General features: G+C 64.0%; 14 protein-coding genes and 1 pseudogene. 3 read left to right on the forward strand and 12 right to left on the reverse strand.

The features are described from left to right. Positions 1 to 74: 74 nt before the first annotated feature. Positions 75 to 437 carry a nitrite reductase small subunit NirD gene (nirD, locus tag ARUE_RS06580; RefSeq protein WP_014921164.1) on the forward strand — a complete coding sequence of 121 codons (363 nt, stop codon included), beginning with the start codon at positions 75 to 77 and terminating at the stop codon, positions 435 to 437. Positions 438 to 442: 5 nt separating this feature from the next. Here nirD and ARUE_RS06585 read toward each other — a convergent pair whose 3' ends face one another. The 5 genes from ARUE_RS06585 to ARUE_RS06600 form a co-directional block, all read right to left on the reverse strand. Further along, complete coding sequence (locus ARUE_RS06585) at positions 443 to 2,188, reverse strand: phospho-sugar mutase (protein ID WP_014921165.1); 1,746 nt, start codon at positions 2,186 to 2,188, stop codon at positions 443 to 445. Between the two features lie 101 nt (positions 2,189 to 2,289). Further along, positions 2,290 to 3,903, reverse strand: coding sequence for a glycoside hydrolase family 32 protein (locus ARUE_RS06590; RefSeq protein WP_286140279.1), 1,614 nt, complete (start codon positions 3,901 to 3,903; stop codon positions 2,290 to 2,292). A 94-nt stretch (positions 3,904 to 3,997) separates the two neighbouring features. Beyond that, positions 3,998 to 5,596 carry a glycoside hydrolase family 68 protein gene (locus ARUE_RS06595; protein ID WP_014921167.1) on the reverse strand — a complete coding sequence of 533 codons (1,599 nt, stop codon included), beginning with the start codon at positions 5,594 to 5,596 and terminating at the stop codon, positions 3,998 to 4,000. A 75-nt stretch (positions 5,597 to 5,671) separates the two neighbouring features. Next, a complete protein-coding gene (locus tag ARUE_RS24630) occupies positions 5,672 to 5,803 on the reverse strand; it encodes a hypothetical protein (RefSeq protein ID WP_272941667.1) in 132 nt (43 codons plus the stop codon). 251 nt (positions 5,804 to 6,054) lie between these two features. Further along, positions 6,055 to 6,855 carry a purine-nucleoside phosphorylase gene (locus ARUE_RS06600; protein ID WP_014921168.1) on the reverse strand — a complete coding sequence of 267 codons (801 nt, stop codon included), beginning with the start codon at positions 6,853 to 6,855 and terminating at the stop codon, positions 6,055 to 6,057. A 121-nt stretch (positions 6,856 to 6,976) separates the two neighbouring features. On the opposite strand from ARUE_RS06600, the gene ARUE_RS06605 reads away from it, so the two are divergent. Then, positions 6,977 to 8,386, forward strand: a complete 1,410-nt coding sequence (locus tag ARUE_RS06605; protein WP_011774125.1) for an NAD(P)H-quinone dehydrogenase — start codon at positions 6,977 to 6,979, stop codon at positions 8,384 to 8,386. Between the two features lie 95 nt (positions 8,387 to 8,481). On the opposite strand, the gene ARUE_RS06610 is transcribed toward ARUE_RS06605, so the two are convergent. From ARUE_RS06610 to ARUE_RS06625, 4 genes and pseudogenes are all read right to left on the reverse strand, one after another. Beyond that, the gene (locus ARUE_RS06610; protein WP_014921171.1) at positions 8,482 to 9,213 is read right to left on the reverse strand and encodes an MBL fold metallo-hydrolase; all 732 of its coding nucleotides are present in this window, start codon (positions 9,211 to 9,213) and stop codon (positions 8,482 to 8,484) included. Positions 9,214 to 9,317: 104 nt separating this feature from the next. After that, positions 9,318 to 10,883 (reverse strand): FAD-dependent oxidoreductase, encoded by a 1,566-nt coding sequence (locus tag ARUE_RS06615; RefSeq protein WP_014921172.1) that lies wholly within the window; start codon positions 10,881 to 10,883, stop codon positions 9,318 to 9,320. Beyond that, positions 10,880 to 13,078 (reverse strand): molybdopterin oxidoreductase family protein, encoded by a 2,199-nt coding sequence (locus ARUE_RS06620; RefSeq protein ID WP_014921173.1) that lies wholly within the window; start codon positions 13,076 to 13,078, stop codon positions 10,880 to 10,882. The genes ARUE_RS06615 and ARUE_RS06620 overlap by 4 nt, the downstream gene beginning before the upstream one ends. Further along, positions 13,079 to 14,490, reverse strand: a pseudogene (locus ARUE_RS06625) (MFS transporter). It lies immediately after the preceding gene. Between the two features lie 292 nt (positions 14,491 to 14,782). Between ARUE_RS06625 and ARUE_RS06630 the strand changes: the two are divergent. Then, positions 14,783 to 16,192: an MFS transporter gene (locus tag ARUE_RS06630; RefSeq protein WP_011774130.1), complete on the forward strand. Its 1,410-nt coding sequence runs from the start codon at positions 14,783 to 14,785 to the stop codon at positions 16,190 to 16,192. A 69-nt stretch (positions 16,193 to 16,261) separates the two neighbouring features. On the opposite strand, the gene ARUE_RS06635 is transcribed toward ARUE_RS06630, so the two are convergent. The 3 genes from ARUE_RS06635 to ARUE_RS06645 form a co-directional block, all read right to left on the reverse strand. Beyond that, the gene (locus ARUE_RS06635; RefSeq protein WP_014921175.1) at positions 16,262 to 18,133 is read right to left on the reverse strand and encodes an acetyl/propionyl/methylcrotonyl-CoA carboxylase subunit alpha; all 1,872 of its coding nucleotides are present in this window, start codon (positions 18,131 to 18,133) and stop codon (positions 16,262 to 16,264) included. A gap of 60 nt (positions 18,134 to 18,193) precedes the next feature. Then, on the reverse strand, positions 18,194 to 18,865 hold the full coding sequence (locus ARUE_RS06640) for a Maf family protein (RefSeq protein ID WP_011774132.1): 672 nt from the start codon (positions 18,863 to 18,865) through the stop codon (positions 18,194 to 18,196). 151 nt (positions 18,866 to 19,016) lie between these two features. Beyond that, on the reverse strand, positions 19,017 to 21,542 hold the full coding sequence (locus ARUE_RS06645; protein WP_014921177.1) for an MMPL family transporter: 2,526 nt from the start codon (positions 21,540 to 21,542) through the stop codon (positions 19,017 to 19,019). Position 21,543 lies beyond the last annotated feature (1 nt).

Genomic DNA, 21,543 nt, shown 5'->3' on the forward strand with positions numbered 1-21,543 from the left:
GGCCGCAAGTGTGGCCCGGTCCGGGGGAGTGACGGTGGAAATGCCAGCACCCGGACACAGTGAGAGGGGCTGAAATGACCGTAATTCTGGACCGTGCCGAGGAACTGACCACCACCGCCGCATGGCACCGTGTTTGCCCGGTGGATGAACTCGAACTGGCTTGGGGCGAGGCTGCGCTGATCGCCGGCCGTCAGGTTGCGCTGTTCCGCACAGCGCCCACCGAGGTCTTCGCTGTGGCACAGCAGGACCCGGCGACGCTCGCCAACGTCATGGCCCGCGGAATCATTGGATCCCGCGGAAGCCGTCCAACCATCGCGTCGCCGCTGCACAAAGAGGTCTACGACCTCGAAACCGGTGAATGCTTCACCAACCCGGAACTCAAGCTCGCGGGCTTTGCCACCCGTTTGGTGGATGGCTTCATCGAAGTTGAACTCTAAAAGTCCTACAAGCCCAACGCTTCGCGGACATCCCTGAGAACATCGTCCAGGGATGTTCGCGCCGCCTGGCGTGCAGCGGGAAGCTCCGCGGCCGACTCCACGGCTTGGATGACTTCCAGGTAGCACTTGAGTTTTGGCTCCGTGCCACTGGGGCGGATGATGACGCGGCTCTGGTCCCGTGTCAGGTACAGCAGGCCGTCCGTGGGCGGCAGGTTTTCGCTTCCTTCCGCGAGATCAGCGGTAACCTCGACGGCGGAGCCCCCGAACACTTCCGGCGGATTGACCCGCAGGCGGTTCATCATGGCGTCCAAAAGACCCAGATCCGCCACCCTGATACTGAGCTGGTCGCTCGCATGGAGCCCGTGCACCAGATACAAGTCATCCAGGGTGTCGAAGATCGTCTTGCCCTCAGCCTTGGCAGTTGCCGCGAGTTCCGCAATCAGCACTGCTGCTGAAATGCCGTCCTTGTCGCGCACCAGGTCCGGTGCCACGCAGTATCCCAGCGCCTCCTCGTACCCGTAGGTGAGACCGGGGACCCGCGAAATCCATTTGAAGCCTGTGAGTGTTTCCTCGTGGGCGTACCCTGCTGCGGCCGCGATGCGCGAGAGCAGCCGGGAGGACACGATCGAGTTGGCGAAGACGCCGGTCTGCGGCTCGTCCCCGGCACCGGCAGCCATACGCGCCACGACGTGCGCACCCAAGAGCGCCCCCACTTCATCACCCCTGAGCATCCGCCAGGTTCCCGTGGCGGGATCCAACGCAGCAACCGCAGCCCGATCGGCGTCGGGATCGTTGGCCAAAACGATGTCGGCACCCGAGTCAGCGGCTGCCGCAAGGGCCAGGTCCAGTGCGCCGGGCTCCTCCGGGTTGGGGAAGGCGACGGTGGGGAAGTCCGGGTCCGGCTCGGCCTGTTCGGCCACGAGCGTGACGTCGGTGAAACCGGCGGCGTTCAACACGGAGACGGCCGTTTCGCCGCCGACCCCGTGCATGGGCGTCAGGACGATCTTGAGGTCGCGGGCCGGAAAGTGTTCCCGATCCACCAATCCCGCCATCGCGGCTTCATAGTCGGAGGCGATGGTTGTTGGCAGCACAGTCCATCCGCTGTCCGCGAGTTCAATCGAATCCAGCGCGCCTACGGCTTCGATCTTCGCGGCGATCTCGGCGTCGTACGGTGCCACGATCTGCGAACCGCGCCCGCTTTCGGACACGGCGTACCGCCCAAGGTAGACCTTGTAGCCGTTGTCCTGCGGCGGGTTGTGGCTCGCTGTGACCATCACGCCGCCGTCGCAATCCAGTGACCGGACCGCATAGGCGAGCAACGGCGTCGGAAGCGCTGCCGGCATGAGGAACGTCTCGATGCCGGCGGCTGTGAAGATCGCGGCCGTTTCTTCAGCGAAGATGTCCGAGTTGTAGCGGGCATCGTAACCGACGACGGCGCGCGGCCGGGTTCCCGGCGCAGCTGCGGCCACCGCTTCGGTGAGGAAGGCTGCCAAGCCTGCCGCTGCCCGGCGGACGACGACGCGGTTCATCCGGTTGGGGCCCGGGCCGAGCGCTGCGCGGAGACCGGCTGTGCCGAACTGAAGCGTGCCGTTGAAGCTGTCGCCCAGTTCCTGGACAGCTCCCGCGTCACCGCCGCTGGCGAGGTCGGCCAGCTCGACGAGAGCGGCCGACGTCGCCGGGTCCGGGTCTTGGGAGGCCCATTGGCGGGCGTCGGTGATCAGCTGTTCAAATGCGGCATCGCTGGATGTCATAGGGACAAAACTATCCTCAATGAGCGCTTCAGGGGCAACGAGGAGTGAGATCTCGCCTTTAAGAGTGGTTGTAAAGGGTGAGATCCCGCCCCTCGGCGGGTCTAGAGAGTTCGGGACGTGACCGTGAAGTCCGTGTCGCCCTCCATGCTGAAGACCGAGGCACCGGTGTTGTCCCAGTCCGGGAAGAAGGTGTCCGAAACAACTGCCCTTCCACCCGCAGCGAAGACTTCCACCGAGGACGAGTCCAGGAGGATCATGAAATGGACCTTGCTGCTGGGGGAGGGCAAGGCCACTTGGTGAAATGGGCTGAATTTCTCGGAGAAGTTGCTGGTTCCGGCCTTGGAACGGTCCACCCTGACAGTGCCTGTTTCCTTGTTATAGGAGATGCGCAGCCCGGAGTCGGAGCCGGATGATTGGCGGAGGAGAACGCCCGCCTCGCGAGCTGAGGTCAGGTCCATCTCCAGCTCGATTAGTTGCGTACGGCCCTTGAAGTCCTGGCCAAGGTCCTTCGGTGAAGAGCCGACGGTGAGGTTTTTGCTCTTCACTTCACCGGAGTGTTCCATCGCTTCCCGCGCAGCGCCGGCAATGGCGGATCGCAACTCAAACCTCTTCTCGCCCCGAACCAAGGTGAGTTCGCGGGGAATTGCCATGGAGCCGCGCCATGGCGTGGTGGGCACATCCTGGGCGTAGTCCCAATTGCCCATCCACCCCAAAAGAACGGGTTTGTCCCCGGGCGCGCCCGAGATGGAGTTCGCGGCGTAGTAGTCGGCGCCGTGGTCCAGCCACTGGGATTCGTCGAGCGGCGCGTCGGGAGCGGCCGCATCTTCGGCCGTAAAGCGCGTCCCGTCGAATTCGCCCACGAAGTACTGCATGCCCGAACCGCCCGCAATGCCGCCGGGGTTGATGCTCAGGAGCATCACCCACTTCTTCGCGGTGGAGTCCTCCACGTTCATCTGGATGAGTTCAGGTACTTCCCAGAGCCCGCCTTGGGCACCGACGCCGGAGAAATCGCTCAGGTATTCCCAGCGGAGGAGGTCCGTGGACTTGAACATCTTGACCACCTGGGCGTCGGCCACCACAGTGGTCATCACCCAGTAGCGACCGGGCTCGTACCACGTGACTTTGGGGTCGCGAAAGTTGTTGTTGGTGGGTGCGAGGTTCAGAACAGGGTTTCCTTGGTACTTCTGCCACGTGGTTCCGTTATCCAAGCTGAAGGCCACCGACTGTGCCTGCGCGCCTTGCGGGAGAGCGCCGTTCTTACCGTACGCGCTGGTGTAGAGAGCCACCATGGGTGGGTTTTTGGCTGAGCCGAGACCGGAAGCGTTGTTCTTATCCATCACGATGCAGCCGGAGAAGATTTCTTCTTCAGGGCTCGCCTCCATGGCCACGGGCTGCTGTTCCCACTGGATCAGATCCTTGCTGGTGGAGTGCCCCCAGGACATGTTGCCCCACGAGTTTCCACGCGGGTTGTATTGATAAAACGCGTGGTAGGTCCCGTCGTGATAGACGAGCCCGTTGGGGTCGTTGAGCCAGTTCTTCTCAGCCGTCAGGTGGGCTACGGGCCGCCAAGGGTCCGAAGCGGTGGGTGCCGGACCCGAGGGTGTTGGCACCGGCGTCGGGTTTGCTGTGCAGGACGCGGCAGAAAAGGCGACCACGACGGCGGCACTTGCGGCCAGCATGTGGCGGCGGGACAGGTGGGGGTTGGGGTAAGTCATGGGGGAGAAATCCTGAAGGTTTGGGGGTGGCAGGGATGCCGACTCTTCTGGAGCCAACACCCCTGCCGCGGCCTCATGGCCAGGGTGTTACGGCCTACTTGTAGTGGCCTTCGCCGCCAACGCGGAGGTTGGTGGGCAGGTAGCCGAACGGGCCGAGGCCGTTCTGGCCGAAGCTGCGGTCAACCTGGGTCACGCCGGCCTTGAAGTTCATCTTCACGGTGGGTGACAGGGAACCGCCGCGGACGCCGTCCACGTTGTCGATGAAGGACTGGACGAGGCCGCCGGGCTGCACATAGTGCGAATAGGCCTGGAACTGGCGGCCGTTCTGCCGTGGATCCGGACCCTCCGGCGCGTTGGCCGGCATGTTCAGGTCCGTCGGGGAGCCCAAGGCCAATCCGCTGTTGTTGACCGGCTGGTAGTCCGAACGGACGCCGTTGCCTACAAAGCCGTACACGCCGTCGGGGCCGCGCATTCCATCTGCATACGTGAACTGGTGGCTGATGGTGAACAGGTAGTACTTGTTCTTGCCGTTCTCGTTCTGGATGTAGATCTGCGGACGCTCAGTTTGGTCGTTGACGCAGTTGGCGGACAGGATCGGCGGAAGGAAGCTCCACTTGGTGAGGTCCTTGTTGTCCGCCACTGCCAGGCCCACGTTTGCGGTCTGGTACCAAGCGCCGGTGCTGTTGACCTGGGCCACGGTTTCGGCGTTGGGGTCGCCCGGCTGGTAGCCGAGGTCTTCCTGCTTGCACTTGTAGGAGCCGCGGGTGCCGCCGGTGTTGCCCTCGAACACCATGAAGGTCTTGCCCGGATGTGCCGGGTCCGCGAAGGTGTACGGGTCACGGAACGCGAAGCCGGGGTTCTGGGCTTTGTTCTGGTACAGCTTTCCGTCCGGCTCCAGCAGTTTGGTGTGCTGGAAGCCGTCGAAGGTCACGCCGTTTTGGTTGGCATGGATGTTACCCAGTGCCTTGGCAATCACGGCATCCGGAGCGATACCGCCGCCGCCCGCATTTCGCTCAGCGACGTCGTAGAACGTGGTAGCGGTGTAGAAGACGTTGATCTTGTTGCCCTGCATGAGGCGCGTGGAACCGGACCACTCAGTGTTGCCGATGGACGTGTTGTCCAGGAACAAGTGTCCGCCGTAGTTCCATTTGTCCTTGGCAGGATCGGCGTTGGTCTTCCGGAAGAAGTAGCCGATCCGCGCGTTCCAGTGGCGCTGGTCGAAGCCGTATCCGGCGTGCCGGTCGGCAACCAGGGCGAAGATGACGTCCCAGCCCTTGTAGCTGATCTGGTTTGCGTTCTCGTCCGTCAGGGACCAGGTGTCCCAGACCCAGACGTCGTCGTTCATGGCCGGGAAGTCCTTGGGGATTTCCGGCATGGTGACGTTGGGGCTCATGGAGTTCTGGCCGGGGGCAACGTTGGGGTTGCTCTGGGCCATGATCTGTTTGGCGTCAGCTCGCGTCCATTTGGACGTGAAGTCAGCCGCGGGATCGTATGCCTGCTGCGTGTGGGTGGTTGGCAGCGGGAAGCCGGGCGTGGGAGCCGGCATAGTGCTCGACGGCGGGTCTGCCGGGAGGTTGGCCTGCGCGGCTGGCGTCACCAGCAGGATGCTGCCGGCCACGCCTGCCGCCGCTGCGAGGGCTACGGCCTGTCGCAACCGGCGGCGCGGCCGTTGAGGGGTTGAGTGCGTGTTCATGCTTGCTCTTCTCGCGGAGTGTTGGACTTCGTGGAGTGGGGCGCATGCCCTGACCCCCTGTTGGGGGTTCTCTACTCAGGCGTCCATCGATCCGCTGTAGGCGTCATCGAAGGACGCCATCGTTTCGAGGTGCGGGGAAGCTTTGTAGCTATCCGCCGCGGTGGCTCCGGCACGTCGACTTACCGGAACGCTCTCCACGCTAGACACGTGTTAGGTCCCAAATCAAAAGGGTGTTTCGCAAGCATTTGCGGTTACCCGCCGGTACTTGCGCAAGCGCTTACATTGCCAACGTGCGCGCGTGACATTTCTGTGCGATGCGGGTCAAATGTTGCGTCACCTACCGGATTCTTCCTGAGAATTTACTGTGCGTTTACTTCCGCTGTGGAATTGTTAGCGCACACCCTTAAACAGCAATGCGGGGCCACCCGTTAGGTGACCCCGCAAGTTGTGGGTAGCGGTCAGAGCTTGGCGATGATCTCCGCCAGAAGCGTGGAGATCCGCTTGCCCGCTGCGTGTCCGGCTTCCAAGACTTCCGCGTGGCTCAAAGGAACCGGGCTGATGCCGGCTGCGAGGTTGGTGACCAAGGAGATACCGAAAACTTCCATGCCTGCATGGCGGCCGGCGATGGCTTCCAAGGCGGTGGACATGCCCACCAGGTCTGCGCCGATCCGCTTGGCGTATTGGACCTCTGCCGGAGTCTCGTAGTGGGGCCCCGTGAACTGCGCGTACACGCCCTCCTGCAGGGAGGAGTCGACTTCGCGGGCGAGCTCGCGGATCCGGGAGGAGTAGAGGTCGGTGAGGTCAACGAACGTTGCGCCCTCAAGGGGTGAGGTTGCGGTGAGGTTGATGTGGTCACTGATGAGAACGGGTGTGCCCGGGGTCCAGTCTTCGTTGAGCCCGCCGCAACCGTTGGTGAGGACCAGAGTCTTGCAACCGGCAGCCGCGGCCGTGCGGACGCCGTGGACTACGGACCGTACACCCCGGCCTTCGTAGTAATGGGTCCGGGCGCCTAACACCAAGGCGCGCTTGCCCTCCTTGGTGAGGACGGAGCGGATGGTGCCAACATGGCCCACCACCGCTGGTTTGTGGAAGCCCGGGACCTCGGATGCGTTCAATGTGGCGGTGGTTTCGCCGATCAGATCGGCAGCCTCCGCCCATCCGGATCCGAGCACCAGGGCCACGTCATGGGACTCGACGCCGGTCTCCGCGGCGATGAAGTCCGCGGCGGCCTTCGCGGCCTCAAAGGGGTCAGTGTTCATCAGCTCAGTGTTACTCACTGGTACAAGCTACCTTGCGGCTACAGCACTTTGGTAGGGACCCGGGTGGAGTGAGGTTCGGCTGGGTGGCAACCGGCGTGGCAATGAGCGAGAATTGAGGACTGTGACCACCCAAGTTGACTTTAGTGCCCCCCGTATCGCGATCCTGGGAGGTGGTCCCGGTGGATATGAAGCTGCCATGGTGGCCGCCTCGCTCGGCGCGCACGTCACGATCATCGAGCGGGCAGGCCTCGGCGGCTCCGCGGTGCTGACCGACGTCGTGCCTTCCAAAACCCTTATTGCCACCGCCGACCTCATGACCCGCGTCGGTGAGGCGGACGAACTCGGTGTGAAGTTCGACGGCGACGGTACGGCTTCGAAGCCCCGTGCCGACCTCAAGCACATCAACGATCGCGTGCTTAATCTGGCCCATGGGCAGTCCGATGACATCCGTGCAGGCCTTGAGCGCCTGGGTGTGGAGATCGTTATTGGTTCCGGCAAACTGCTGGACAACAACACCATCGAGGTCCTGACCATCGACGGAATCCGCACCATCGATGCCGATGCCATTCTGTTGGCTGTCGGCGCTCATCCGCGTGAACTCCCCACCGCCAAGCCCGACGGCGAACGCATCCTCAACTGGGCGCAGATCTACAACCTGGACGAGCTTCCCGAAGAACTGATCGTGGTGGGTTCGGGCGTCACCGGTGCCGAGTTCGCATCCGCCTACAACGGCCTGGGCTCCAACGTCACGCTGATCTCCAGCCGCGACCAGGTTCTCCCGGGCGAGGACACGGACGCCGCCAAGCTGCTGGAAGGCGTCTTCGAACGTCGCGGCGTGCGCGTTCTGTCGAAGTCCCGTGCAAACGCAGTGGAGCGAACGGACGACGGCGTTAAGGTCACCTTGGGTGACGGATCGATCGTGACAGGTTCGCATTGCCTGGTATGTGTCGGCTCCATCCCCAACACCGCCGGCATCGGCCTCGAAGAAGCCGGCGTGACGCTCACAGAGTCCGGGCACATCAAGGTGGACGGCGTTTCCCGCACCACTGCCCCCAACATTTACGCTGCCGGCGACTGCACGGGTGTCTTCGCCCTGGCATCCGTTGCCGCCATGCAGGGCCGCATCGCGATCGCACACTTCATGGGCGACGGCGTGAAGCCGCTCAAGCTCAATCAAGTGGCGTCGAACATCTTCACGTCTCCGGAGATCGCCTCGGTGGGTGTTTCAGAAGCAGACCTCGCTTCGGGCAAGTACCAGGGCGACGTGGTGATGTTGTCCTTGCTGAGCAACGCCCGAGCCAAGATGCGCAACACCAAGGACGGCTTCGTCAAGATCATTGCACGCAAGGGATCCGGGACCGTAATCGGTGGCGTGGTGGTGGGCCCGAATGCTTCGGAGCTCATCTTCCCGATCTCCGTGGCTGTCACCCAGAAGCTCCACGTGGATGACGTAGCCAGCGCCTTCACGGTGTACCCGTCGCTGACCGGGTCCATCTCGGAGGCCGCGCGGCGCCTGCACGTGCACATGTAGCTCCAACGCCGGCGCCCGTTTCGGGGGTTCCCTGCTGATCATGCCGTGCGCACGGCACTCCTGGCAGGGAACCATCGAAACGGGCTCCGCAGGCCCTACACTTGCAGCACGGCGAGGGCCTCAGTCAATGGCATATGCAGGGCAGTTCCGTGGCCTGGCAGGATCACCTTCGCCTGGACAGCAGCGAGGGAGCGTGCCGAAGCGAGCGCGGCGGCCGGGTCCGAGTGGTACATCCGGTGCAACATCTGCGGGCCGGACGTGGTGCTGATCGGGTGGCCGCTGACGAACGAGTCGCCCACGGCGATCGCCCCGGCTGTTGGCAGCAGCAGGGCCACGTTGCCGGGGGTGTGCCCGGGTAGAAGGATCGCTTGGGGCTGCCCCGGAAGGTCCTTGAGCTTTTCGGGCTTCCAGGCTTCGGCGTGCGTGGCCGGCTCTGCCTGAAGGGCCTTGGCCTTGATGACGTGCAGCATCCACCGGAACACCGTGGGACGCCAGGCCCTGACGAGGACCTGCCCGAACGTGACCTGGTGCTTCTCCTTGCCCTGAACGTGGGCAAGTTCCTCGGGGGAGCAGAGGATGGGTGTGCCAAAGGTCCGGGAGAAGTAAGCCGCGGATCCTGTATGGTCCACGTGTCCATGCGTGATCAACATTGCCTTGGCGTCGGCGGGATCGAGTCCGAGCCCTCGGATGGACTCTAGGACAAGCTCGCGGTCCGCCGGATAGCCGCCGTCGATCAACATGAAGCCTGAAGCGTCACGGACAATGAGCCAGTTGGACGCAGGCCCCTCAACAAAATGGACGCCGGGCGCGGGTTCGGATACCTTCACTCGGGAATTCTAAACCAGCGAGATCGCCGGAAAGCTGCGAGACCGCGGTTCCGGACCAGCGATTTCGCAGCCTTCCGGGGGGTTCGTAGCCCAGCTATGCGGCCTCAGGCGGCAGCCGCTTGGAAATGTTTTTCGATGATCCCCTTGATGTCCTCGTGGCAGCCCCCGCATCCTGTTCCGGCGCGGGTGGCCTTGGAGACCTCGCCCACGGTACTGCAGCCCTCCACCACGGAAGTCTCGATGCTGGCCGCGCTCACTCCGGCGCAGCGGCACACGGTCCGCTGGGGATCGTTGCTGGTGGCGGCTCCGGCATCGAGTTGGTCGGGTCCATCCAAGCGGAGCAGCAGGGACCGGTCAGCGGGCAGCTCCGAGGAACGCTCGAAGAGCACCACAAGCTCAGCAGCGGTCCGGGGCATGCCCACCGCTACCAAGCCTTCCAGCACTCCGCCGCGGGTGGTCATCTTCACGTAGCGGCCGTGTTCAGGATCAGCCCACTGGGAGATCTGCCGGCGGGCACGCCCGGACGCGGCACCGGCTTCCAGGAGCTCCTCATCCCAAGGATCGGCCTGGTTGTCGCCTGCCACCGCAAGGTTGATGCCCCGCGCCTTCAAGACCACCACTCCGGGCTTCTCCATGGGCAGGGCTTCCAGTGCCTCGGCGGCGGCCTGGCCGTCACGGGCCAGGACCACGAGGTATTCAGCCAACCATTCGGCCTGACGCCAACCAGGACCCACCAAACCTGAGGGCCCGCCGGCTGTTCGGCACTCGACACAGGCAGCGTCCGGGCACCGCACTTCCGCGCAGTCTCCAATCGCGAACATGTGGGGCTCGTGATAGGCCCGCAGGTGGTGGTCCACCAGGATTCCGGACCCCACAGGAAGGCCACAGCCCTCAGCCAGTTCAATGCGGGGGCGGACGCCACAGGACAACACCAGCAGGTCGCCGTCGATCGCGGAGCCGTCATCCAGCAGCAGAGCGGAGAAGCTGCCGCCGGGACCAGCCGTTTCCACGCCTGTAGAACGCGCGTTGCCGGCTATCCGGACGCCGCCGGCGCGCAGGCTGCTGGTGAGCACGGAGCCACTGCCGCGGTCGATGCTGCGCCCCAGCGGGAAGGGACCGTTGTGAACCACAGTGGCCTGCGCGCCTTCTTCGGCGGCCGCGAGTGCAGTCTCCAGGCCCAGCACGCCGCCGCCAAGCACCACCACGCGCTTGCCGTCAGCGACGGCGGCACGGACCACGGCTGCGTCCTTCAGATCGCGCAAAGCAGTAACGCCGGCTGGAAGCACAGGTCCGGAAGGATCCGGGTTGAGTCCGGTCAGGTTAGGAATCACGGGACGGGACCCGGTAGCGAACACCAGACGGTCGTAGTGTTCAGTGCTGCCATCGGACAGCGCTACGTTCTGGCGGGCACGGTCGATCCTTTTGACCTTCACGCCCAACCGCACTTCCACGCCGTCGGACTCCAATTCGGACGCATCAGCCATGGCCAGAGCCTCGGCAGTGGTGCGGCCGACAGCGAGTTCAGCCACCATGACGCGGTTATAGGCAGCTTCGCTTTCCTGCCCGATGACCAGCAACTGCACCAGCCCGGTGCGGACAGCGGGGAGCAGTTCGTCCACGAGCCGGGCAGCGACCGGCCCGAATCCAACAACAACAATGCGCTCGCTCATGATGCCTCCTTGACGTGCAGTGGCAGCCGCGTGCCCTCAGGGACGGTGTAAGAGTGCGGGTCCTGGGTGGAAACCGCGCGCCGGACCCATACCCGGCTGGTCTTGAACTCCGGCATACCGGAAATGGGATCTGTGGCCGCCTCCGTGAGGCGGTTGGCGTTTTCCTGGCCGGGGAAGTGGAACGGCAGAAAGACGGTGTCCGGGCGGACCGAGTTGCTGAGCTCGGCACGGCAAAGCACTTCGCCGCGCTGGTTCGTGACGGTGGCGTAGTCGCCGTCGGCAATGCCGCGCGAGGCCGCCGTAGCCGGGTGAATAAGGAGCCGGGCCTGGGGCTGCGATGCGAGGAGTTCGCTCACGCGGCGCGTCTGGGCGCCGGACTGGTAGTGCTCCAGAAGCCTGCCGGTGGCAAGGGCCAGTGAGTCGTCCGCAAAGGAACGGACAGCCCGCTTGGACGGGGTCACCGGCACCATGACGGCCCGGCCGTCAGCATGGGCGAATCCGTCGCCGAACAGCCTGGGGGTACCAGTGCTGCCCACCGGATACGGCCAGTAGGCAGCTTCGCCGCGGTCCAGCATGGCGTAATCGATGCCCGAGTAGTCAGCCAGGCCGCCAGCAGAAGCCAAGCGCAGCTCTTCGAAGACGGTCTCGGGGTCATCGCTGAACGTTGAAGGAGCGTCAAGCATCCCGGCAAGCCGGGCCATGAGCCACAACTCGCTGCGGACACCCGGGGGAGGGGTTAGCGCGCGGCGGCGACGAATCACACGCCCTTCAAGGTTGGTGAGCGTTCCTTCTTCCTCGGCCCACTGCGTGACCGGCAGAACCAAATCCGCTTCGGCAGCCGTCTCGGACATGAAGAAGTCGCAGACCACCAGGAAGTCCAGGCTGCGGAGCCCCTGGATCACTGCATTGGTATCAGGAGCGGACACCACCACATTGGCGCCGTGCACGAAAAGGCAACGGACGCCGTCGGGCTTTCCCAGCGACTTGAGAAGTTCGACGGCGGGCAGGCCGGGTCCGGGGATCAACGACTCGTCGACGCCCCACACGCCGGCGACGTGGGCGCGGGCAGCGGGATCGGCGATCTTGCGGTAGCCGGGAAGCTGATCAGCCTTTTGGCCGTGCTCGCGGCCGCCTTGGCCGTTGCCCTGGCCAGTCAACGTGCCGTAGCCGCTGCGGGCCGAGCCGGGGAGACCAAGGAGAAGGCTGAGGTTGATGGCTGCGGTGGCGGTGTCCGTGCCGTCCACGTGCTGTTCCACGCCACGGCCGCTGAGGATGTAGCTGCCACCGTCGCGGGCCCCTTGGGCGAGCCGGCGTGCGGTTTCGCGGATAAGGGTGGCCGGTACGCCGGTGATGGACTGGACGCGCTCCGGCCAGAAAGCATTGAGGCTGCGCACCACGGCTGCGTAACCGCTGGTGTTCTTCTCGATGTACGAGGCGTCGGCGAGTCCCTCGTGCACCACCACGTGGCTGATGCCCAAAAGGAGCGCCAAATCGGTGCCGGGCGTCGGCTGCAGGTGGAGGCCGCCGCCGTCGCCCGTGAAAGCAGCAGTAGCCGAGCGTCGAGGGTCCACAACGATCAGCCCGCCGGCGTCGCGGGCGCTTTGCAGGTGCTGGACGAACGGAGGCATGGTCTCGGCAACGTTGGAACCGAGCATGAGGATCACGGACGCGGTGTCCAGGTCCGTGACGGGGAAGGGGAGGCCGCGGTCCACGCCGAACGCCCGGTTGCCTGCAGCCGCGGCCGAAGACATGCAGAACCGGCCGTTGTAATCGATCCTTGACGTGCGCAGGGCCAGCCGGGCGAACTTGCCCAGCATGTACGCCTTCTCATTGGTGAGGCCGCCGCCGCCGAAGACTCCGACGGCGTCGTTCCCGTACTGCTGCTGGGTGTCTTTGACGGCGGCCGTGATGAGCATGAGCGCCTGGTCCCAGGAGATGGGCTGGTGCACGCCGTCCGATCCCTTGAGCATCGGCTCCGTGACGCGCCCGTTGTGACGCAACAACGACGCCGATGTCCAGCCTTTGCGGCACAGCCCGCCCCGGTTAGTGGGGAAGTCACGCCCGGAAACTTCCAGGGGCGCGGCGGGTGCTGCGTCCGGCGCGGGCACTGCCCCGGCTGCAGGTGCAGCCGGGGTCAGCGTCATGGCGCACTGGAGCGCGCAGTAGGGGCAGTGGGTATCGGCGCCGTTGGGCATCTAGATGTGTCCGATCATGTTGCGCTTCTGGGCGGGGCGGATGTAGCAGACCCAGCAGACGGTGAGCATCAGGACGTAGGCTCCAACGAATCCGTAGAACGCCGGTGTGTAGGAGCCGCTGGCGCTGTTGGAGGCATTGAGCACCTGAGGGATGACGAAGCCGCCGTAGGCGCCGATCGCGGAGATCAGGCCCAACGAGGAAGAAGCGAGCCGTGCGGTGGTGGCGCTCGTGGCGCCTGAACGGGCTGCTCGGCTGGACGTTGCAAAGATGACCGGGATCATGCGGTACGTCGCGCCGTTTCCAAAGCCGCTGGCCAGGAAGAGTAGCAGGAAGAGGGTGAGGAAGAGCCAGAAGTTCTTCAGTGGGAGGGTCCAGATCATGGTCAGGGTGATGACGGCCATGGAGGCGAACGAGGCGATGGTCATCCGGGCGCCACCCATACGGTCGGCCATGCGTCCGCCGTAGGGACGGGCCAAGGATCCGACCAGCGGGCCGAGGAATGCAAGGGACAATGCAACGGCACCGACGTGGATGGAGGAGAAGTCCGGGAAGTAGTCCTTGATCAGCTTGGGGAAGACGCCCGCGAAGCCGATGAATGAGCCGAACGTACCGATGTAGAGGAACGCCATGATCCACAGGTGAGGTTCCTTGAGGGCGGCCAGGGAACCGGCCACATCACCCTTGGCGCTGGTGAGGTTGTTCATGTACTTGTAGGCGCCGAAAGCGGCGATGATGATCAGTGGGATCCAGATGATGCCCGCCATCGGCAGGTTGACGGTCCCGGCAGCCAGCAAGGTGATGGCGATGGGGACAACAAGCTGTGCGACGGCTGCACCAAGGTTTCCGCCGGCCGCGTTCAGGCCCAGCGCCCAACCCTTTTCGCGGGCAGGGTAGAAGAAGGTGATGTTGGCCATGGAGCTGGCGAAGTTGCCGCCACCGAAGCCGGCGAGTGCGGCCATGAGGAGCATGACACCGAAGGGCGTCTCCGGGTTGGACACACAGATGGCAAGGCCTGTGGTGGGATCAGGAGCAGGAGCGCCGAGACGATGGTCCAGTTCCGGCCACCGAACTTGGGAACCATGAACGTGTAGGGGATTCGGAGTGTTGCGCCTACGAGGCTGGGGATGGAGATGAGCCAGAAGATCTGGTTAGTGTCGAACGTGAAGCCTGCTGCGGGGAGCTGGACCACCACGATGGACCACAGCTGCCAGACGACGAAGCCGAGGAATTCGGCGAAGATCGACCAGTAGAGATTGCGCTTGGCGATGGACCGGCCTTCGGCTTCCCACTGGCCCTTGTCTTCGGCGTCCCAGTTGGCAATCCAGCGGCCGGGGCGGTGCTCAAGGGTGGGGGTGGCGGTGGCAGTGGACTGGACGGGGGCCAGTTCTTCTGCGGAGCGGTCAACAGTCACGGAGTGCCTCCTTGGTGGGGGACGTTGTTATTCCAAGGTAGGTTTCGCGCATTTCGTGGACGGGCGCCGTTTGTAAACGTGCTGTGACATTTCCCTATCGGCGGGGTCACCGGCGCGTGAGGCAATGGTGAGGTAATGTGGCGCGGACCACAAGGTGAGATTTTCTTGTGTGTCCGCATGTTGGACTTAGTTGTCCGGTCAATGGACAGCGGGAACTATTATTGAACTCTCGAATAATCCGTCGCCGGTAGGTTCTGGGGCATCGGCCGGCGCAAAAGAAAGCTGCAAATACATGTCTTCCACCGCACCATCCAAGGAAGGTGAGTCCACTAAGCCAGTGAACTCACGGGGCAAGGTGATCTTCGCGAGCCTGATCGGCACGACGATCGAGTTCTACGATTTCTACGCCTACGCCACCGCGTCAGTACTCGTCTTCCCCAAGCTCTTCTTCCCCGACGCCACTGACATCAACGCGCTGCTCAGTGCGTTCGCCATCTTCGGTGTTGCCTTCTTCGCCCGACCCATTGGCGCAGTGGTGTTCGGCCACTTCGGTGACAAGATCGGCCGCAAGGGCACCCTGGTCGCCTCGCTGTTGACCATGGGTATCGCCACGTTCCTCATCGGTCTCCTGCCCACGGCCTCCATGCCGGGATGGGCCATCCTTGCCCCGATCATGCTGGTTATCCTCCGCTTCTTCCAGGGCCTTGCTTTGGGCGGAGAATGGTCAGGCGCAGCGTTGCTGGCCACCGAGAACGCCCCCGAAGGTAAGCGCGCCATCTACGGAACGTTCCCTCAGTTGGGTGCACCCATCGGCTTCATCATCGCCAACGTCATCTTCATCTGGATGAACGTGTCGCTCAGCGCGGAAGAGTTCCTTGCGTGGGGTTGGCGTGTTCCATTCATTCTCAGCGCGGTGCTGGTTGTGGTGGGCCTTTACGTTCGACTGAAGCTGGTGGAGAGCGCCTCCTTCACCAAGGTGATCGAGCAAGAAAAGGTGCAGAAGGTGCCCCTCGCCGCCACACTCAAGAGCCACTGGCGCCCCGTGGTGGCCGGTACGTTCATCATGTTTGCCACCTACGTGCTGTTCTACATCATGACTACGTTCACGCTGTCTTACGGCACCAAGCCCACCCTGGCCGGTGCGCAGGCAGCCGCTGAGAAGGCCGGCACACCCATGACGGCAGAACAGATCGCGGCGTTCGTCCCCGGCCTGGGAATCACCCGGTCCGATTTCCTCTGGATGCTGATCATCGGCGTCGTCTTCTTCGGCATCTTCACCGTGGTCTCCGGACCGCTCGCTGAGAAGTGGGGCCGCCGAAAGTTCCTGCTGGGCGTCACCGCCGGCATCTTCGTGTTCGGTGCGCTCTGGTTCACCATGTTTGGTCCCGGCCAGGCAGCGGCGATGGTTGGCCTCATTGTGGGCTTCACGCTCATGGGCCTGACCTTCGGTCCCATGGCGGCGATCCTTCCGGAACTGTTCCCGGCCAACGTCCGCTACACGGGCTCGGCTGTGGCGTACAACCTGTCCTCCATGATCGGAGCCGCCCCGGCATCGTTCGTGGCAATTGCCCTCTGGTCCGCAGCCAACGGCAGCACGTGGCTGGTAGGTGTCTACATGGCCGCCGCTGCGGTGGTCACCTTCATCGCGCTCTGGCTGACCCGCGAAACCAAGGACATGGACTACGAGAACAACGTCGCCTAAGTACCCCGCTTACGACGTCGGCCCCGCACCAAACGGTGCGGGGCCGGCGTCGTTAAGAGGTTCTTGGCGTTAATCCTCGATGGTCGCGATGACTGCGCCGGCGGCAACGGTCTCACCGGCGGTGGCAGCAAGGCCACGCACAGTACCGGCCTTGTGGGCGGTCAGGGGCTGCTCCATCTTCATGGCTTCCAGGACCACGATCAGATCGCCCTCGGCCACAACGTCACCTTCCGAGGCTGCCACCTTGACGATGGTGCCCTGCATGGGGGACGTCAGGGCATTGCCACCGGCAGCTGCAGCCGTGGCACCAGCCGAGCGGGAGCGTTTCTTGGATTTGCCGGACTTGGAGCCTGAACCGCTGGAAACCGCGGCGACGCCGCCACCCAGGCCGGACGGCAGGACGACCTCAAGGCGCTTGCCGCCAACCTCGACGACGACGCGCTGGCGCTCACCGGCGTCGGGCGTTTCAGTACCGGCACCACTTGCCGACCATGCCGGGAGGCTGTTGACGAACTCGGTCTCGATCCAGCGCGTGTGAACCTTGAACGGTCCTTCCGCCGGGGCAAAGGCGGGATCGGTGACCACGGCGAGGTCGAACGGGATGACGGTGGGAATACCCTCCACCACCATCTCTTCAAGGGCGCGACGTGAACGCTGAAGGGCTTGCTCGCGGGAAGCGCCAGTGACGATCAGCTTGGAGAGCATCGAGTCGAAGTTGCCGCTGATGACGTCGCCCTGCTCAATGCCGGAATCGATCCGGACGCCGGGTCCCGTCGGGTTCTTCAGAGTGGTGATGGTGCCGGGGGCGGGCATGAAGTTGCGTCCCGGGTCCTCGCCGGTGATGCGGAACTCGAAGGAGTGGCCGCGGACCTCGGGGTCGTCATAGCCAAGCGCTTCACCGCGGGCGATGCGGAACTGCTCGCGGACGAGGTCGATGCCCGTGACTTCCTCGGAGACGCAGTGCTCCACCTGGAGGCGGGTGTTGACCTCAAGGAAGGAAATAGTGCCGTCCTGGCCCACCAGGAACTCGCAGGTGCCCGCGCCTAAGTAGTTGGCTTCCTTCAGGATGGCCTTGGAAGACTCGTACAGTCGCTTGTTCTGCTCTTCGCTCAGGTAAGGAGCAGGAGCTTCCTCCACGAGCTTCTGGTTGCGGCGCTGCAACGAGCAGTCGCGGGTGGAAACCACCACGACGTTGCCGTATGCGTCGGCCAGGCACTGGGTCTCAACGTGGCGGGGAGCGTCGAGGAAGCGCTCGATGAAGCATTCGCCGCGGCCGAAAGCTGCGACGGCTTCACGGACTGCGGATTCGTACAGCTCCGGGATCTCGTCCATGGTGCGGGCAACCTTGATGCCGCGACCACCACCGCCGAAAGCTGCCTTGATGGCAACGGGGAGGCCAAACTCCTCAGCAAACTTCAGGATCTCGTCCGCGGACTCAACGGGGTCGGCGGTGCCGGGAACCAGGGGAGCGCCCACCTTTTCGGCAATATGCCGGGCCTGAACCTTATCGCCCAAGGCCGAGATGGCCTCGGGGGACGGGCCGATCCACGTGATGCCAGCTTCAATGACCTTAGCCGCGAACTCGGCGTTCTCCGCGAGGAACCCGTAGCCGGGGTGGATGCCGTCGGCGCCTGACTGCTTGGCGACGTCGATGATCTTGTCCATCACCAAGTACGACTCGGCGGCGGTGTTGCCACCCAAAGCGTAGGCTTCGTCGGCGAGGCGGACATGGAGGGCGTCGCGGTCGGGGTCGGCGTAAACGGCTACGGAGGCAATGCCTTCGTCCCGGGCGGCTCGGATGATGCGGACCGCGATTTCGCCGCGGTTGGCAATCAAGACCTTGGTGAGAGGGCTGGAAATGGGCTGCGCCGGGTTAGCTGACAAGTTGTTGACTCCTTCTGTCCTTGAGGAGCCTAGCGCGATTGTGAGGGTTCCGCCCATATTGATGGGGGATTCCGTGTGTGAGGCGATGTTCCTTTGTAGGGTTGCTACAAATTGCCTTTACTGGCTATTCGCGTCCCACAGCTCCGTGATGCCAACGTTCGCGTGGACCAGCAGGTCCCGGAGTGTGGAAATGGAAAGCCCGACGACGGCGTGCGGGTCGCCGTCCACCTTGCGGATGAAGGCCCCGCCCAAACCGTCGATGGTGAAGGAGCCCGCGCAATGAAGGGGCTCTCCAGTGGCGATGTAGGCGTCGATGTCGTTGCTGCTCATCCGGGCGAAGTGGACCTCGGCGCTCGAAACCGCTCCGACTGTGGCGCCCGTGCCTTCGGGGGTCTCGTCACCTGCTGCATCCTCGTCTGCGTCAGCGGCGGTGTCCCGGCAGTCAACCAGCCAATGCCCTGTGTGAAGCACCCCCTGCGAGCCGCTCATGCGCAGCATCCGTTCCCGGGCGACCTCCGCCGTGTAGGGCTTGCCGTGGGACTCGCCGTCGAACTCAAAGACAGAGTCGCAGCCGATGACCAAGGCACCTTCGGCTTCGGGGAGGGCTGCGACGGCTTCGGCTTTGGCCCGTGCCAGCAACAAAGCGGTGTCGTGGGCGTCCGTCACACCGTATTTTGCCTGCACCGCATCCTCATCAACGTCCGACACCAGGACGTCATGCCGGATCCCGGCTTCCGTGAGGAGCTTGGTGCGGGCAGGGGACTGGGAGGCAAGGATCAATCGGGTCACGCCTCCCAGCCTAATACGAACCCTCTCTCACATCCCGCGTGCTTACGGCGAACCCTCTCTCACATCCCGCGTGCTTAAACCGAACGCTCGCTCACTTGCCTGAAGCAAGTGAGCGAGCGTTCGGATATATCAGCTGTGATGTGAGAGAGGGTTAATGGACCAGTTCCTCGGATCCGGCTTTTGAACGGTCGCTCCGCTCCAGCTTGGCGCCTTCAACATCCACGTCAGGGAGGATGCGTTCCAGCCATTTGGGCAGCCACCAGGCCTTCTCGCCCAAGAGATACATCACTGCGGGGACGATGGTCATGCGAACCACGAAGGCGTCGATCAGCACACCGAATGCCATCGCGAAGCCAAGCGGCCGGACCATGGTGAGGTGGCTGAAGATGAAGCCGGAGAACACGCTGACCATGATGATCGCGGCCGCGGTGACAACGGCTGCCGCGTGGCTGAACCCGGAGCGGACAGCATGCTTGGCGGACTCACCGTGCATGAACGACTCCCGCATGCCGGATGTAATAAACACCTGGTAGTCCATCGCGAGTCCGAACAGCACGCCGATCAGGATGATGGGCAGGAAGCTCAGGACAGCGCCTGGATTGGCGACGTCGAAGATGCCTCCCAGCCAACCCCACTGGTAAACAGCAACCACGGCACCGAACGCGGCAGCGAGGGATAGCAGGAACCCGCCGGTGGCCAGCAGCGGCACCACGATGGAGCGGAACACCAGAAGGAGCAGCAGCAGTGAAAGTCCGACGACGATCGCCAAGTACGGCGGCAAGGCGGCGCCAAGTTTCTCGGACACATCGATGTTGCCGGCCGTCTGGCCGGTCAAACCGATTTTCACGCCCAGGTCCTCACTGATGCCGGTGCCCTTCGCGCGGAGATCGGACACCACCTGCACTGTGCCGGCGCTGGCCGGACCTTCCTTCGGGATGACCTGGAAGACGGCGGTGCGGCGGTCGTCGCTCAGTGCAATGGGAACGGCGGCGATGACATTCTCAACGCTGCGGAGCTGATCCGCGACGTCGAACTGCTTGTTCTTGGCATCGTTCTCGCTGAGGCCTTCGGGGAACTCGCCCACCACGATGATGGGCCCGGTCATGCCTTCACCGAAGCTGCTGCGGGTGAGGTCATACGCCTTGAAGGCCTGCGAATCGACCGGCTCGGAACCGCCGTCGGGAAGTGCCAGCCGCAGCTGGGAGGCAGGCAGCGCCAAGGCACCTAACAGAACGACGCTTGCTACGAGGGCAACCCACGGACGACGCGTGACCAAGCCACCCCAGCCTCCGCTGCTTCGCTTCTCTTCGAGTTCACGGTCGGCAGCTTCGTGGCCCGGCTCGGCGTTGTGCTTTTCGGCCTTGGCCCAAGCGCGCTTGGAGATAAGTCGGCGGCCGATCAGGGCCAGTACGGCGGGTGTCAGCGTCAAAGCCACGACGACGGCTACGCCGACTGTCGCTGCGGCGGCAACACCCATCACTGCAAGGAAGGGCAACCCGGGAACCACAAGGGCAGCGAGGGCGATGATGACAGTGAGGCCTGCGAACAGCACTGCGTTGCCGGACGTCCCGGTGGCCAGTGCTGCGGACTCTTCCCCGTCCATGCCGGCCAGAAGCTGTGTGCGGTGCCGGTTGACGATGAACAGGGAGTAGTCGATGCCGACCGCAAGGCCGAGCATCAGGGCAAGCATGGGGGAGATGGAGCTCATGTCGATCACGCTGGTGAGCGCGAACGTTCCGCCGACACCTACGGCAACGCCGATCAGCGCCATGACAAGGGGCAGTCCGGCCGCGATGAGAGTGCCGAGCATGAGGATCAGGACCAGGGCAGCCACAGCGACGCCCACGATTTCAGCTACACCGAAGATTTCCGAGACGTCCTCGGTGATTTCCTTGCTGGCGTAGGCCGTGACGCCTGCCGACGAAACGCCGTGGACGATCTCCTGAACTTCCTCGCGGACGGCGGGGTCAACGGCGTTGATGGAGGTCTTAAACTGGACCTGTGCGATTGCGGCTTTGTTGTCGCTGGACACGAAACGTAGGCCTTGAGAGGCTTCGAGCTGTCGCTTGCCCAGTGCCAGCGCTGTGGCGCCGTCGGCTGCTTCCTTGGTTCCGGCGTCGAGCTTTTCCTTGGCCGCGGCGAGTTCGGCGCGCTGCGGAGCCAGCTGCGCCTCAATCTGTGCCGACGTCAGGCCGGAGGCTGCCAGTTGCTGCTCGGCGCCTGCCAGTTGCGCTTCGCCCGCGGTCAACTGTGCGCGGGCGGCATCCAGCTGGGTCTGCCCTTCGGCGGCCTGAGCCTCACCGGCGGCGATCTCTCCGGCGGACTTGTCCAGTTGCTCCTGGGTGGTGAACGGGTTCACTGTTCCCTGCACGTCAGGCATGGCTTCAAGCTTGGTGAGTGCAGCCGCGACCGCGTCTTTTTTGGCCTGGTCAAAGCCGGCATCTCCGGCGTCGAAGACCACGCTGGCAGAGCCGCCGGAGGAGTCGGGCAGGGCCTCTTTGAGTTTGTCGGCCATCTGCTGGGTTTCAGTGCCCGGAATGGTGAAGTTGTTGGACATGGTGCCGTGGAACGCTGCGGCCGAGCCGCCCACTGCCACCATGACGGCCAGCCATATGGAGATGACGAGCCAGCGGCGGCGATACGAAAACTTGCCGAGACGGTAGAGGAACGAGGCCATG

The organism is Arthrobacter sp. Rue61a (assembly GCF_000294695.2).
GTDB classification, from domain to species: Bacteria; Actinomycetota; Actinomycetes; order Actinomycetales; family Micrococcaceae; genus Arthrobacter; species Arthrobacter aurescens_A.